15 protein-coding genes are annotated in these 12,985 nt (G+C 54.2%); 6 read left to right on the top strand and 9 right to left on the bottom strand.

Going from position 1 to position 12,985, the window contains the following annotated elements; all coding sequences use genetic code 11:
• Nucleotides 1-57: 57 nt before the first annotated feature.
• The 5 genes from pcaD to MK323_00255 are packed head-to-tail and all read left to right on the top strand — an operon-like array spanning nt 58 to nt 4,655.
• Nucleotides 58-846 carry a 3-oxoadipate enol-lactonase gene (pcaD, locus tag MK323_00275; protein MCH2480602.1) on the top strand — a complete coding sequence of 263 codons (789 nt, stop codon included), beginning with the start codon at nt 58-60 and terminating at the stop codon, nt 844-846.
• A gap of 22 nt (nt 847-868) precedes the next feature.
• Nucleotides 869-1,633 (top strand): glucose 1-dehydrogenase, encoded by a 765-nt coding sequence (locus MK323_00270; GenBank protein MCH2480601.1) that lies wholly within the window; start codon nt 869-871, stop codon nt 1,631-1,633.
• A 6-nt stretch (nt 1,634-1,639) separates the two neighbouring features.
• Nucleotides 1,640-2,524: an ABC transporter substrate-binding protein gene (locus MK323_00265; GenBank protein ID MCH2480600.1), complete on the top strand. Its 885-nt coding sequence runs from the start codon at nt 1,640-1,642 to the stop codon at nt 2,522-2,524.
• A gap of 14 nt (nt 2,525-2,538) precedes the next feature.
• On the top strand, nt 2,539-3,774 hold the full coding sequence (locus MK323_00260; GenBank protein ID MCH2480599.1) for a CoA transferase: 1,236 nt from the start codon (nt 2,539-2,541) through the stop codon (nt 3,772-3,774).
• Nucleotides 3,774-4,655 carry a CoA ester lyase gene (locus tag MK323_00255; GenBank protein ID MCH2480598.1) on the top strand — a complete coding sequence of 294 codons (882 nt, stop codon included), beginning with the start codon at nt 3,774-3,776 and terminating at the stop codon, nt 4,653-4,655. Before MK323_00260 ends, MK323_00255 begins: the two co-directional genes overlap by 1 nt.
• 20 nt (nt 4,656-4,675) lie before the next feature.
• On the opposite strand, the gene MK323_00250 is transcribed toward MK323_00255, so the two are convergent.
• Together MK323_00250 and MK323_00245 are read right to left on the bottom strand one after the other, a co-directional pair.
• Nucleotides 4,676-5,488, bottom strand: a complete 813-nt coding sequence (locus MK323_00250; GenBank protein MCH2480597.1) for an enoyl-CoA hydratase/isomerase family protein — start codon at nt 5,486-5,488, stop codon at nt 4,676-4,678.
• A 4-nt stretch (nt 5,489-5,492) separates the two neighbouring features.
• Nucleotides 5,493-6,431, bottom strand: a complete 939-nt coding sequence (locus MK323_00245; protein ID MCH2480596.1) for an N-carbamoyl-D-amino-acid hydrolase — start codon at nt 6,429-6,431, stop codon at nt 5,493-5,495.
• 209 nt (nt 6,432-6,640) lie between these two features.
• Between MK323_00245 and MK323_00240 the strand changes: the two genes are divergently transcribed.
• Nucleotides 6,641-7,318 (top strand): aspartate/glutamate racemase family protein, encoded by a 678-nt coding sequence (locus tag MK323_00240; GenBank protein MCH2480595.1) that lies wholly within the window; start codon nt 6,641-6,643, stop codon nt 7,316-7,318.
• Between the two features lie 127 nt (nt 7,319-7,445).
• Here MK323_00240 and MK323_00235 read toward each other — a convergent pair whose 3' ends face one another.
• The 7 genes from MK323_00235 to MK323_00205 form a co-directional block, all read right to left on the bottom strand.
• On the bottom strand, nt 7,446-8,054 hold the full coding sequence (locus tag MK323_00235) for a thiamine pyrophosphate-dependent enzyme (protein MCH2480594.1): 609 nt from the start codon (nt 8,052-8,054) through the stop codon (nt 7,446-7,448).
• A gap of 51 nt (nt 8,055-8,105) precedes the next feature.
• Nucleotides 8,106-8,570, bottom strand: a complete 465-nt coding sequence (locus MK323_00230) for a phosphonopyruvate decarboxylase (GenBank protein MCH2480593.1) — start codon at nt 8,568-8,570, stop codon at nt 8,106-8,108.
• 81 nt (nt 8,571-8,651) lie between these two features.
• Nucleotides 8,652-9,431, bottom strand: coding sequence for a class II aldolase/adducin family protein (locus MK323_00225; GenBank protein ID MCH2480592.1), 780 nt, complete (start codon nt 9,429-9,431; stop codon nt 8,652-8,654).
• A gap of 75 nt (nt 9,432-9,506) precedes the next feature.
• Entirely contained in the window at nt 9,507-10,256 is a 750-nt protein-coding gene (locus MK323_00220; GenBank protein ID MCH2480591.1) for an SDR family oxidoreductase, read from the bottom strand.
• Nucleotides 10,257-10,287: 31 nt separating this feature from the next.
• A complete protein-coding gene (locus tag MK323_00215; protein ID MCH2480590.1) occupies nt 10,288-10,923 on the bottom strand; it encodes a glutathione S-transferase N-terminal domain-containing protein in 636 nt (211 codons plus the stop codon).
• 31 nt (nt 10,924-10,954) lie between these two features.
• On the bottom strand, nt 10,955-11,740 hold the full coding sequence (locus tag MK323_00210) for an aldolase/citrate lyase family protein (GenBank protein ID MCH2480589.1): 786 nt from the start codon (nt 11,738-11,740) through the stop codon (nt 10,955-10,957).
• Between the two features lie 308 nt (nt 11,741-12,048).
• Nucleotides 12,049-12,894 carry a DMT family transporter gene (locus MK323_00205; protein ID MCH2480588.1) on the bottom strand — a complete coding sequence of 282 codons (846 nt, stop codon included), beginning with the start codon at nt 12,892-12,894 and terminating at the stop codon, nt 12,049-12,051.
• Nucleotides 12,895-12,985 lie beyond the last annotated feature (91 nt).

Below are 12,985 nucleotides of genomic sequence, written 5' to 3'. Positions count from 1 at the left end.
TGACCGACACGGTGCATCGTTATGACGCTACACAGATTTAGAAGGGGAGGATGAAACATGCAAATTGAAGCAAATGGTATTTCGATTCACTATTCGATTGCCGGGCCGGAGAATGGGCCCGTTGTGGTCTTGAGTCACTCTTTGGCTGCAAACCTTGCCATGTGGGACTGGCAGATGCCAGTGCTGGGTGATTATCGGGTTATACGCTATGACACCAGGGGTCATGGTGGGACGGACGCACCTGCTGGTGAATATACATTGGAGACGCTGGCAGACGATCTGCTTGCTCTGTTTGACGCTTTAAACCTGGATGCGGTTCACTATATCGGTTTGTCCTTGGGCGGTATGATTGGTCAGACCGCCGCGCTCAAAAACCAGGGTCGCTTTCTGTCTCTCAGCTTGTGCGATACCTCCAGTGTGATCCCGCTGGCGGGTAAAGACGCCTGGGCAGAGCGTATCGGTGTGGCGAGAACCGACGGTATGGAAGCGATAATGCCTTCAACCATCGATCGGTGGTTTTCTCCGGAGTACCGACAGGATGAAAGCGCTGAAGTCGACAAGGTACGCGAAATGATCCGATCCACACCGGTAGATGGGTTCTGCGGGTGTTGCCATGCCATCATGGGCCTGAACCTGACGGATAGATTGCATGCAATTTCGGTACCCACCCTTTTGGTGGTTGGAGAAGATGATCCCGGCACACCTGTGGCAGCGCACGAAGTGATCCAACAGAAAATCGCCGGATCGAAGCTCGTGGTGATACCGGGTGCCCGGCATTTCTCTAATGTGGAGCAGCACGGTGCATTCAATGTAGCGATCACGGCATTTTTGGCGGAACAGGTGTGAAGAATTTCGTAGGAGACAGGGTATGAATAATTTCGACCTCTCTGGACGGGTGGCTGTCGTAACTGGAGGTAATGGCGGAATTGGTTTGGCTATGGCTGAGGGTTTGGCTGATGCTGGTGCTGACATTGTGGTGGCCGCGCGCAATACAGAAAAAGGAGCCACAGCGGTAACCAAAATACAAGCATCCGGTGTGCGCTCAACATTCATTCAGGTCGATGTCAGGGACCCCGAGTCCATCAGCCATCTGGTTGAATCTGTAGTGGAACAATTTGGTGGGTTGGATATTCTCGTTAACAATGCGGGAACTAATGAGCGCAAGCAGCCGGAAGAATATTCGCTCGACGAGTGGCAGAGAATCATTGACACCAACCTGACCAGTGCGTTCATTGCCAGCCAGAAGGCCTACCCCCACATGAGTCGTGTAGGCGGCGGCAAGATCATCAATATTGGGTCGATGATGTCGATTTTCGGTGCTTCATTCACGGTGCCTTATGCGTCGAGTAAAGGGGGCATCGTGCAGATGACCAAGGGAATGGCATGTGCATGGGCAAAGGACAACGTGCAGGTAAATGCTGTTCTGCCCGGCTGGATCGACACGACGCTGACTCGTGAAGCAAGGCAGCAGGTTGAGGGTTTGCATGATCGCGTGGAAGCGAGAACGCCTGCTGGTCGATGGGGTCTTCCGCAGGATCTTTCCGGAATCGCGGTGTTCCTCGCATCTTCGGCATCCGATTTTGTTACCGGCACGGCAATCCCGGTAGACGGCGGATACTCCGTACAGGGTTAATAGATTATGGTAAACGTAAGCATTCAGTTCACGCGGTTTTCTGCATTTTATTCGCCGCTGATCGCGACAGTATCAGGCGGTTTTCTCGAACAAGAAGGCCTTGCCGGTGATCTGACCGTGGCTGAGTACGGTGTATCTGCGCTTCAGGCTCTACTCCGTGGTGAGGTAGATCTGGTCCAGTCTGCACCCAGCCAGGCCTTTGCAGCAGCCCAGAAAGGTGATATGCCCTCGGCGCTTCATTTTGCACAGATTAACAATACTGATGGTTTCTTTCTTGTGGGGCGCACGCCCGAACCTGATTTCGAAATCAACAAACTCAGGGGTCATCGTGTACTTGTTGACCACGGCGGACAACCATTGCACATGTTTAATTATGCTTGTCACAAGGCTGGATTGCAGTTGGTAAATTTCGAGGCAATCGATGCTGGTTCTGCCGACGAAATGGCGGCTGCGTTTAAGCGCGGTGAAGGAGACTATGTCCACCTGCAGGGCCCAGCACCTCAGCAGCTTGAAGCTGAGGGGAGCGGTGTAGTTGTCGGTCGACTGGGAGACTGGGTGGGTCGTTGTGCATTTTCAAGTCTCGCGTCGCGATCTGATTGGCTCGAGTCGGATACGGCGCGGGGGTTTATGCGCGCGTTCAGGCGAGCCCGGCAGTGGGTAAATGAAGTACCGGCAGCGGAGGTTGCTGCTTCGGAGAAATCCTACTTCCCAGATGTATCAGTGGAGGTTCTCGCCGAGACAATCGGTGCCTACCAGGCACTCGGTTGCTGGTCGGGGCAGGTCGAGATTACTCCGGAACAGATCGCTGTCAGTGTGGATGTTTTTCGCCTGGCCGGTGTGGTTACAGGCGATATCGACCCAGCCCTCGTCGCTGTATCCCCACCCGGATAGACCTGGCACAAGTTTTGGCTGCACTTGATCCATTCGATCTGGCCCGGCAAGACTTTGCCCCCAATGCGGCGGCGCCACTCGACGGGGTTCGTATACTCGACTTATCCCGTCTGGTTGCCGGCAATGCGCTCACCCATATACTGGCCGATTTCGGCGCTGAAGTCGTCAAGGTTGAGCGGCCAGGTCAGGGAGATGACCTGCGCAACTGGCGTGTGGAAGGAGTCAGCATTCACTGGAAGGTTTACGCTCGGAACAAGAAAAGTATAACCGTCAATATGCGTTCTGACCGAGGACGCGCTATCTTGTTGGATCTGGTCAAGACAGCCCAAATGCTGGTTGAAAATTTCCTGCCTGGTACTCTGGAACAGTGGGAACTGGGCCCCGAAGTGCTTCATGCGGTAAATCCCAAGCTGGTTATTGTCCGTATATCCGGTTGGGGGCAGAGTGGCCCGGATCGGTCGGTGCCGGGCTTTGGCAGCCTGGTTGAAGCCCGTTCCGGGTTTGCAGCGATGAACGGTTTTGCCGACCGGCCGCCAGTACTGCCACCGCTTGCGCTCGCGGACATGGTGGCTGGACTCTACGGTGCAGTCGCTGCACTGGTGGCGCTGCGGCACTGTGAAGTTGATCAGGGAAAAGGACAGGTTGTGGATCTGCCGTTATTTGATCCCCTGTTGTCAATTCTGGGCCCACAGGCCGCGCTTTATGAATTAACCGGTCAACTGCCGGAGCGGCAGGGAAGCCGCTCAAATCTAACCGCACCTCGAAATACCTATCGCTGTGGTGATGGACAGTTTGTGGCGCTGTCAGCTTCCATGCAATCAATGTATGAGCGGCTGATGCGCACTATCGGTCGACCCGAGTTGATAGAAGACAAGCGGTTTCTGACCAATTCGGATCGGGTACAGAACAACGACCAGTTGGACCGGGTTATTGCCCAGTTCATTGAAAACCATGATCAGTGCGATGTTTTGCAGATTTTTCGCGATGGCGGTGTCACGGTAGGGCCGGTGCACGATACGTTGGGTATGCTGAGTGATCCGCTGGTAAAGGAAAACAAGGTGATGGTTCGACTTCCGGATGAGGATATCGACAGTGTCGTGATGCACAACGTTGCCGCTCGACTGTCTGAAACACCTGGCATGATTCGCTCTCCCGCACCCACGCTGGGTGAACACAACATCGAGATACTGGGCGATATCGGTATCGATGAAACTGAACTGTCTACCCTAGTGGAGCAAGGAGTCATCTGATGGATACTGAACTGCCGTACTGGCGGTCACTGTTATTTGTGCCGGCCAATCGGGATCGATTTATCGATGGTGCTGTCAAACGAGGTGCTGATGCCTATGTACTGGATCTGGAAGACAGTGTGCCGGCAGCTGAGAAATCTTCAACCCGGGATGGTCTACAGGATGCTGTCCGGCGCCTCAGCGGCTCCGGTGTCGATGTGCTGGTGCGAATCAACCGGCCCTGGCGACTGGCGATCCGTGACATTGAAGCGTCGGTTGCTCATGGTGTTACCGCATTGGCGCTGCCTAAGGTGCCGGATCCGGGGTACGTGTGCGCAGTTGCTGAAATACTGGAAGAATTGGAGGCCGAACGAGGGCTTGAGTCGGGCCACACCCGGCTGATCGTGATGATTGAGACACCGCAGGCGTACTTTCAGGCCAGAGAGATTGCATCGGCACATGCGCGCGTGGTGGCCATGACGCTGGGTCAGGAAGACTTCGCACTGGAAACGGGTATGTTGCCAGAGTCGGAAGGACTTTTTGCACCTACACTGCAGACCATGCTGGCGGCGCGCGCTGCCGGAATACTGCCCTTGGGGTTTGTCGGGTCCATTGCGGAGTATCGTGATGAAGAAAAGTTTCGGGCGACGATTCGACAGGCGAGACGTTTGGGGTTTGTCGGCTCTTTCTGTATTCACCCGATTCAAGTCAGGGTGTTGAACGAGGAAATGACGCCAACAGCCGAAGAACTCACCCGGGCACGTGCCATTGTCGCCGCTTACGATGAGGCCAGAGCCAAGGGGCAGGGATCTGTAGAGTTTGAGGGTAAGATGCTGGATGAGCCCATCGTGAGGCGTTCAGCACAACTGCTCATGCTCGCCGAACGCTTACACCGTGTCTGACGTGTAGCTATCTGTTGGCCTTAATTTTCGTCGGTCAGGCTGTCGCGCCAGGCAATGGCTGCACGCAACCCTTGATCTCGTACAATCTGTAGAAATCGGGCTTTAGTCGGCATGCCTTTACCTTCAATTTGGATGTCGATCTCGAGGGCCGCTTCGAGTGCCTGTTCCATGCCCATGATGGCATAAGCTTGGTTAATGGCTTGCTTGGTCTGAGCCATCAGTGGTTGGTCGATCCTTGAGAGTCTGCTGGCGATCGACAATGCCGTTTCAAGATCTTTGCCTTTCGGTACCACTCGGTTGACCAACCCGATCTGTGCAGCCTCTTGAGCGGAGATATTGTCCAGACCGAGAAGGATGATCTCTTTTGCACGCTTGGGTCCGACCATCCAGGGCAACAACATGACGACGATACCGGCGCCAAAGCGCAGCTCCGGCTCGCCAAAAACGGCGGTCTCGTCCGCGACAGTGATGTCACAGGCCATGGCCAGTTCACAGGCACCAGCGAGCGCCGGGCCGTGGACCGCTGCTACGGTTGGCTTTGCAAGATGCCAAAACGTCATACAGGCATCAAAGTTTCGCCTCAGAATCGGTCGCCATTCGTCGATACCCCGAGGGGTATGTTCAGCCTGAGCTTTAAGGTCAAAGCCGCTGGAGAATGCATTGCCGGATCCGGTCAGAACCACTGCACGGATGTGGTCATCTTGTTCTGCACGTTGGGCAGCCTGGTTCAACGCCTCCAACATCGACTGATCCATCGCATTCAAGCGCTCAGGACGGTTAAGTGTAATTACCGCGACGGTGTCGTTGCGTTCATAAAGTACGAGTTCAGACATAGGTTCAGTCTGGCGGCAATGTAACGCCGTTTTGCTGAGTGATGAGGGTATAGTGCTCGATACGACGATGCCGGCCGAAATCAAAAGTGGTTTGTTTGCCAAATATCGTTGCATCGAGATCGCAGTCTGCGAACACCAGTTCGTCGTCTAGAGTCAAACACTGAGCAACCAGTTCACCGCTGGGCGCAATGATTGCGCTCCCACCCATCAGTTCATGCCCATCTTCATTGCCGGCTTTCGCAACTCCAACCACCCAGGTACTGTTCTGATAAGCACCAGCCTGCATGGACAACAAATTGTGGAAAGCACGGACGTGGGGTGCTTCATTAGACTGGGAATTTGTAGTCGGTGTGTTATAGCCGAGAATGACCATTTCTACTCCTTGAAGACCCATTACGCGATAGGTTTCGGGCCAGCGACGGTCGTTGCAGATGCACATCCCAAAGATTCCACCCAGAAAGCGCCAGACTGGAAATCCTAGATCGCCAACTTCAAAGTAACGTTTCTCAAGATGTTGAAAATCCCTGTCCGGATCGAATTCATCATGACCAGGCAGGTGAATTTTTCGGTACTTGGAAGAAATTTCGCCTTTTTTGTTAACCAGGATAGCAGTGTTGTACCGGTGGGTATGATCGGATTCTACCGACAACTCGGCATAACCCAGGTGAAAGGCCATATTCGCCTGTCGCGCCATGTCGAACAACGGTTGAGTGTCCGGGCCCGGCATTTCAGATTCGAACCACTGATCAATCTCTCTCTGATCAGTCATATACCATCGAGGGAAAAAAGTAGTGAGGGCAAGCTCCGGAAACACCACCAGGTCACACCCTTTCTGTTTGGCAGCGTTCATCAAAGATTCCATGCGCTTGACGACACTCGCTCTGTTTTCGGATTTTTGAATTGGGCCCAACTGTGCTGCGCCTACTGTTAACACTCTAGCCATGGCGATACTCCACGGAATTTAGTTACTGTAAAATTTTAAGAGACGTTATATCAGACACTCACTTTTTCGGCTATACGTAGATTTCAAGGTCCTACAGTTGTACGGATTTTAGGACTACTTGATGACTAGACGGCGATATAATTGTCGTTGGGATATTGACTTGATGTATGTGTGGATAACATTTGTCCGGCAAAGGAGAGTAGTCGTTCATGGGAAAATCGAAGCCCACTGGGCGAATCACTATTATCAATCCAAATTCATCTGAAGCGGTCACCAAGAGTATAGATGAAGCGGTCGATCCATTGCGGTGGTCTGAGGGCCCGGTGATTGACTGCCTGACGCTAAAAGAAGGACCGCCCGGCATTGAGACGCAATGTCATGTTGATGGGGTAGTGGCACCGTTGTCTGATCTGATACGAAAAGAGGATGCCACTACTGATGCATTCGTTATCGCCTGTTTTAGTGATCCAGGACTCCACTCTGCTCGAGAAATCACATCCAGTTCGGTGTTTGGGATCGCGGAAAGTGCTTATTCAATGGCTTTGAATTTGGGGGAGAAGTTTGGAGTGATTGCGATTCTTCGAGCATCAGTGATCCGACAACAAAGATACGTTCGCCAACTGGGATTATCGGAGCGTTATGCCGCCAGTCTGCCGTTGGATACGGGCGTCAGTGGTCTTGAAAGTGACACGGCGGGTGAACACTTACTTGCGGTTGGGCAGGAACTCATCGACAGTCATGGAGCCGACGTGCTGATTCTAGGATGTGCCGGTATGGCTCGATTTCGGCGGCGTATCGCCGCTGATCTGAATGTGCCAGTTATTGATCCCTGTCAGGCGGCAACAATACAAGCGGTCGCTTCAGTCCGTCTGGCGACGGCGGCTTAACGACGCTGGCCTAGGATTGACCGGATCTTTCGCGGCGATTGTGCACTTGGTCGAGTGACTGACGGTGAGTTCTCCTAGACATGCTGCTTATCAGCTGGAACGGGTTTATTACAGGGTCTTGTTGTATTCAGGATAGCAGATGCCGGCGGAATAGCTGTTTTCGCTCGACGGCGTCGAAGTTGCGCCCATAAGTTCGCGGAGGGTCGTCGTTCACCCGCAACAGCACAAACCGCGGTGCACCGTCCTCGCGCAGCAGAGCGGTCGCGGCCGCATACTGCGCCTCGGAATGCACTGTCAGCGTGCTGGCGATGCCGCAACCCTGGGCGATTATTTCAAGGTCGGCGTTGCGTGCAGTGTGCGTCAGCTGATTACCGGTCTCGCCGTAGGTACCGTTGTCTACGCACAGCATTGAGAGGTTCTTCGGTTGCATGAAGCCCACCGTCGACAGGCTGCCGACGTTCATCAGACACTCGCCGTCACCGAACACCGCCAGCACGGCCCGTTCAGGTTGAGCCAGGGCCAGACCCAGCGCCATTGTTATGGCACCGCCCATACCTCCGCCCATCAGGAAGGCGTTGGGGGCCTCGCCGGTCAATTTGCCAACATCCTTGGCTGACCAGGAGAGTCCTGCGATGATCAGAAAATAACTGGGGTCACCGACCACTGCCGGTACGGCCTCGCCCCGGTCCAGGGTGAAACTGGTCTGTGCACTTACTGCCTGTTGGGATGCTGCCATGACCTGTGTGTATCCTTGGGTTGGGGTGGGTTCGTTTCCAGTTTTGCGTATTTAGAATGGCTTGGCGCCGATCAGTCTTTGCGAAAGCAACAGGGCAACGGACTGATCCGAGCGGTAGGCCATGTTGACCGCTGCTTCGATTGTCGGCACTACATCGTCTGGAGTTTCGACCCGCAGGCAAATTGTACCCATGGCCTCCAGGCACGGTTGGGTGCCCTGGCCCATCGGAAACTGCCAAGGATTCTGTTCGCCGTAATCACCGCGCATGCTGACGATGGACAGCAGCGGAAACCGTCCGATATTGGTCAGAGACAGCATGTTGATGCAGTTACCCACGCCGCTGCTCTGCAACAACAGCACGCCACGACTGCCGCCCAGGTGCGCGCCGGCAAGAAGCGACACGCCTTCTTCCTCAGTGGCGAGTGGCACCGAGGTCACATCGGGATCCGCCAGTGCACGGTTGATCATGGCGCTGTGACCGGCGTCGGGTACATAGGTAAACAGGCTGATGTCCATCGAGCGTAGCTTGTCGTAGAGATTGTCGGCCCAGTTGTCCTGGCTGCTAAAGCTTTTGTTCACGGAGGCTTCCTCGGGATATCAATGTCGGTAGGAATCGTCAATCCGATCGATCTTTCGCAGTAGAGCGGCGAATTCGAGCTCGCCGTAGTCGCTGGCCGATTCCATAAATCGGTTGACGTCGCGGCCAGACTTTCGTGCCACGCTCTCGTCCAGCAGTTGGAGTTCACCAGCCGCCGCCGCATCAAGTTGTGTTTGGCAGGCACGTTCGAGTCGGTAAAGCCGCAGGAACGCCTCGGCAACGGTTGCTCCGACCGTGACCAGGCCGTGGTTTTTGAGGATGAGGGCCTTCTTGTCGCCCAATGAGGCTTGCAACCGCTCGCGCTCGTCCAGGTACAGGCTGGGACCTTCGTATTCGTGGTAGGCCAGGTCTTCGAAGAAGATGGTTGCACCCATGCTGATTGGCAGCAGTCCGGCCTTCAAGGCGGCGACCGCCGTCCCGGATCGGCTGTGCGTGTGCATCACCACGCGGTTCTGGGTCTTCGGCTGCATGTGGATCGCTGAATGAATGATGAAGCCCGCTTCATTGACCCGGTGGTCAGTCGGTTCCACCACCTTGCCCTCCAGGTCGATTTTCACTAGGTTCGACGCGGTGACTTCGTCATAGTTCAGCCCGTATGGGTTGATCAGAAAGTGCGGCTCGGGTCCGGGCACGTGGGCTGTCAGGTGACCATAAATTAGCTCGCACCAGCCAAAGTAGTCGACCAGCCGGTAAGCGCCGGCGAGTTCTATACGCAGCACCTGTTCGGCTTTGACAAGTTGGTCAGGTGACAACTCAGTGCTGTCCAGTGCTTTGTTCATGCTCGGTCTCCTTGGGTTCTGCCGACCAATTTTATCCCGGGTTTGGAGTTGATACACAGATTGGAGTCGACAGGCTTACAGCATCTGGCCACCGTCTACAGCAATGGTCTGACCTGTCACCCAGCAACCACGCTCCGAGGCCAGAAACACGGCTACGGCAGCGACTTCCTCGGGCGTACCGTAACGTCCGCTGGGAATGCTTGCAAGAATATTCGCATAGAGTTCCGGGTTGGCGGTTTGAGCTTGATCCCACAGGCCACCGTCGAAATAAATCGATCCCGGGGCGATCGCGTTGACTCGAATTGATCTTGGTGCGAGTTCCAGGGCTTGTGTCTTCGTGTACTGATTGAGGGCGGCTTTTACTGCGCCGTAAGGGGGAGTCCGTTGACTTTGGGTCAATCCCGATATCGATGAAATATGAATGATTGCACCACCGCCAGATTTTTCGATCAAAGGGACTGCAGACCAGCAGCCCCGTACCGAGGCCATCAGGTCGATGTCGATTGATATTTTCCAACCCGCTTCATCGTCGGTACGTCCGAACCCAGAAGGGTTATTGACCAGCACGTTCAGACCGCCGAGTGCGTGATGCGCCGCCTGGATGTAGTCATGGAGTGCCGCCGGATCTGATACGTCGCAGGATAATGAATGGACCGTGGTTCCATAGGCGTCAAGGGAGGCTTTCGCGCTCGACAGAGGGCTTTCTGATCTTGCGCAGATAGAAACGTTGGCGCCTTCTTGAGCGAATGCTTTCGCTATGGCAAGACCAATGCCACGGCTGCCCCCGGTGATAATTGCGCTTTTGCCCGTAAGTCCAAGGTCCATCGTGTCTGGCTCTCTTAACTCGTCGGCTGGATTATGTAGCCGGCATGGGGATACTGCCAGCGGGTTTTGGGACCTGATAGCCTGACTGTACAGCTGGGCGCTCGGCGATGGTTGTATACCATCGAACAATATTGGGGTAGTCGTTCATGTTAATGGTCTGCCATTCAAAACGGCTGATCCAGGGCCAGACCGCGATATCTACCATTGAATAGTCATCCACAATAAATTGGCGGTCTTGCAAATGCCGGTCGAGTACACCATAGAGCCTCTGTCCCTCCTTTAGGTAGCGCGCCTGGGCATATGGACTCTTATCCGGGTTGTACTTGGTGAAGTGATGTACTTGACCAAGCATGGGTCCCGGACCGGCCATTTGCCACATCAGCCACTGCATGGCTTGCCAGTAACGCGACTTGTCTGTTGGCATCAACTGTCCTGTCTTTTCGCTGAGATACAGCAGGATCGCGCCAGATTCCATCATTGAGTACTGATTGTCATGATCCACAATGGCCGGGATCTTCGCATTGGGTGAAACAGTCAGAAAATCAGGTTTGTGCTGTTCCCCTTGGGTGATATCGATCGGATGGGCGGTGTACTCCAGTCCAAGTTCTTCCAGGGCAATGGATACCTTGCGGCCATTCGGTGTCGTCCAAGTGTAGAGATCAATCATCTTCTTGTTTCCAGCTGTGTGTAATTGGTTATCACGGTAGCATAGAGTGAACCGTATCTGATTGGCGACGGGCCGCGTCAGAGAGAAAAGAAATATCGTTGCCGGCCAGAATCAGTCGAGCACCCAGACTGATATAAGTCTGCATCAGATCAGGATTGTAGACACCGCCCATGCCGGGATACTTGTTGTGTTTTGCACAGGCAGCAACAACACGCTCGTACGCGGCTACGATCTTTTTGTGGCCGAGTTCGCCAGGTATGCCCATTTCCAGGGTCAGGTCGTTGGTGCCGATTAGCAGGGCGTCGATGCCCGGTACTGCGGCGATTTCCTCGGTATTGTCAATTGCAGTCGGTGTTTCCAGCATCACCACAATCAATGTTTCTCGGTTTATGGCTTCTGTTGCCTCCTTTAAGGGATAGCTTTGGAAGCTGAGTTGTGGCAGTGCCCCGGTAATGGAGCGATGCCCGATCGGTGGATAGCGACAGTTCGAGGCTATCTGGGCAGCTGTTTCGGCATCGTCAACGTGAGGAACAACGATGCCCTGGGCACCCCCGTCAAGAGCACGTGTGGCATGGTAGTGTTCATAACCTGGAACCCGGACAATCGGTGTAATCCCAGTTTCCTGTGCCGCGACGCTGATTTGCACGGCTATGTCCATGTCCATGGAGTTGTGTTCCATATCGATGAAGAGCCAGTCAAAGCCTGCGGTATACATGATCTTGGCCACGTCGACCGTTCTGGCCTGACGCAGACCGACACCGATAGATAGCTCACCGGCTCTAAGTTTATCCAGGGCAGCGTTCTTAAGTTCAATCATGACAGCATCTCCGATAGTGTTGGGTCTGTTACGGGCGCAGTATGAGTTGCGCGGCTTTTTTGACCAGCATCAGTCGCAGTATTGGGGTTGGCCGAAACCAGGGTCGGTATCACGGAAGTGTCGACAGTACAGATCGCAGGGGCTCCTTTTAGTCTGACTTGCGGTCGACTACAACCACACTATCTGTGCCGGTCCTGCAGGTCCAGGCAGGATGGTAGACCGTACTGCCGCTGTTAGCCTTATAGGTTAACAGATCGCTGACCTGCTGGTAGTCGATGCCAGTGCAGCCGGTCGATCAAAGGCACAGTTTATTTCGCAAGGCTCGTGGGTGCGTGGGATTCACGGTACAGCACATATAGCCCGGCCACAATGATCACAATACTGCCCAACAAGGTATTTACCGTGGGCGTGTCGTCAAACAGCAAATAACCCAGGATGCTCACCCAGAGAAGCTTGGTGTAGTTGAATGGTGCAATCAGTGAAGCTTCGGCCAGGCGGAAGGCATTCACCAGGCACAGATGGGCGGCGGCACCCAAAACACCTGTGCCGAAGAAAACACCCCAGTGAGTCAGTTGCGGTGTTCGCCAGAAGAATATAACGGCGATTGAACTCCAGACGGCACCGGTAAGTGCCGTGTAAAACAAAATTGAATGCGTCTTTTCGGTCGCGGTCAGCATCCGTGTTGTGATCTGGTAAAGGGCAAAGCAGACAGCACCGATCAGCGGCATCGCGGAGGCCCACTGCCAGAGACCGCTGCCAGGTCGAACAATAATACATACACCGATCAACCCCGCAATTACAGCCAGCCAGCGATGCGCGCTTATCCGTTCGCCTAATAGTGGTATCGATAGTCCAGTGATAAACAATGGCGCCATGAAACCAATCGCAGTCGCTTCTGTCAGCGGCAGAAACGTCAGTCCGACAAACAAACACATGATCGAGCCTGCCAGATAGGCACCTCGCATCCATTGGAGGATAGGACGGTTTGTCCGGACAAGACTCAACCAAGATTCCCGCCGGACAATGAAATATAAAGACAGAGTTACGAGAATCCCAATAAAGTAACCCCACACCAGTTGGACGGCATGCAGTTCATCGGTAAATGATTTGCACGTTGCGTCCACGATCGAGATGAAAGCAATGGAGATTATCATCAGCGTGATTGCGGCGCGAGGACGCGAATTGGTTGTGTTGTACACGTCAGGTTCGGGACAGAGCGGTTAGTGTTGGTGGAAGGTGGGTAGC

It is taken from the genome of Gammaproteobacteria bacterium, from assembly GCA_022450155.1.
Classification (GTDB): Bacteria; Pseudomonadota; Gammaproteobacteria; order Arenicellales; family UBA868; genus REDSEA-S09-B13.
The sequence above is the reverse complement of the archived record's forward strand: the minus strand, read 5'-3'. Positions and strand labels throughout refer to the sequence as shown.

Bases quoted from the DNA above. Each gene is read 5' to 3' on its own strand.
- MK323_00270 (MCH2480601.1), top strand. From the start codon at position 869: ATGAATAATTTCGACCTCTCTGGACGGGTGGCTGTCGTAACTGGAGGT.
- MK323_00240 (MCH2480595.1), top strand. From the start codon at position 6,641: ATGGGAAAATCGAAGCCCACTGGGCGAATCACTATTATCAATCCAAAT.
- MK323_00220 (MCH2480591.1), bottom strand. From the start codon at position 10,256: ATGGACCTTGGACTTACGGGCAAAAGCGCAATTATCACCGGGGGCAGC.
- MK323_00230 (MCH2480593.1), bottom strand. From the start codon at position 8,570: ATGGACATCAGCCTGTTTACCTATGTACCCGACGCCGGTCACAGCGCC.
- MK323_00205 (MCH2480588.1), bottom strand. From the start codon at position 12,894: ATGATAATCTCCATTGCTTTCATCTCGATCGTGGACGCAACGTGCAAA.
- MK323_00210 (MCH2480589.1), bottom strand. From the start codon at position 11,740: ATGATTGAACTTAAGAACGCTGCCCTGGATAAACTTAGAGCCGGTGAG.
- MK323_00215 (MCH2480590.1), bottom strand. From the start codon at position 10,923: ATGATTGATCTCTACACTTGGACGACACCGAATGGCCGCAAGGTATCC.
- MK323_00255 (MCH2480598.1), top strand. From the start codon at position 3,774: ATGGATACTGAACTGCCGTACTGGCGGTCACTGTTATTTGTGCCGGCC.
- MK323_00245 (MCH2480596.1), bottom strand. From the start codon at position 6,431: ATGGCTAGAGTGTTAACAGTAGGCGCAGCACAGTTGGGCCCAATTCAA.
- MK323_00225 (MCH2480592.1), bottom strand. From the start codon at position 9,431: ATGAACAAAGCACTGGACAGCACTGAGTTGTCACCTGACCAACTTGTC.
- pcaD (MCH2480602.1), top strand. From the start codon at position 58: ATGCAAATTGAAGCAAATGGTATTTCGATTCACTATTCGATTGCCGGG.
- MK323_00250 (MCH2480597.1), bottom strand. From the start codon at position 5,488: ATGTCTGAACTCGTACTTTATGAACGCAACGACACCGTCGCGGTAATT.
- MK323_00235 (MCH2480594.1), bottom strand. From the start codon at position 8,054: ATGGCAGCATCCCAACAGGCAGTAAGTGCACAGACCAGTTTCACCCTG.
- MK323_00265 (MCH2480600.1), top strand. From the start codon at position 1,640: ATGGTAAACGTAAGCATTCAGTTCACGCGGTTTTCTGCATTTTATTCG.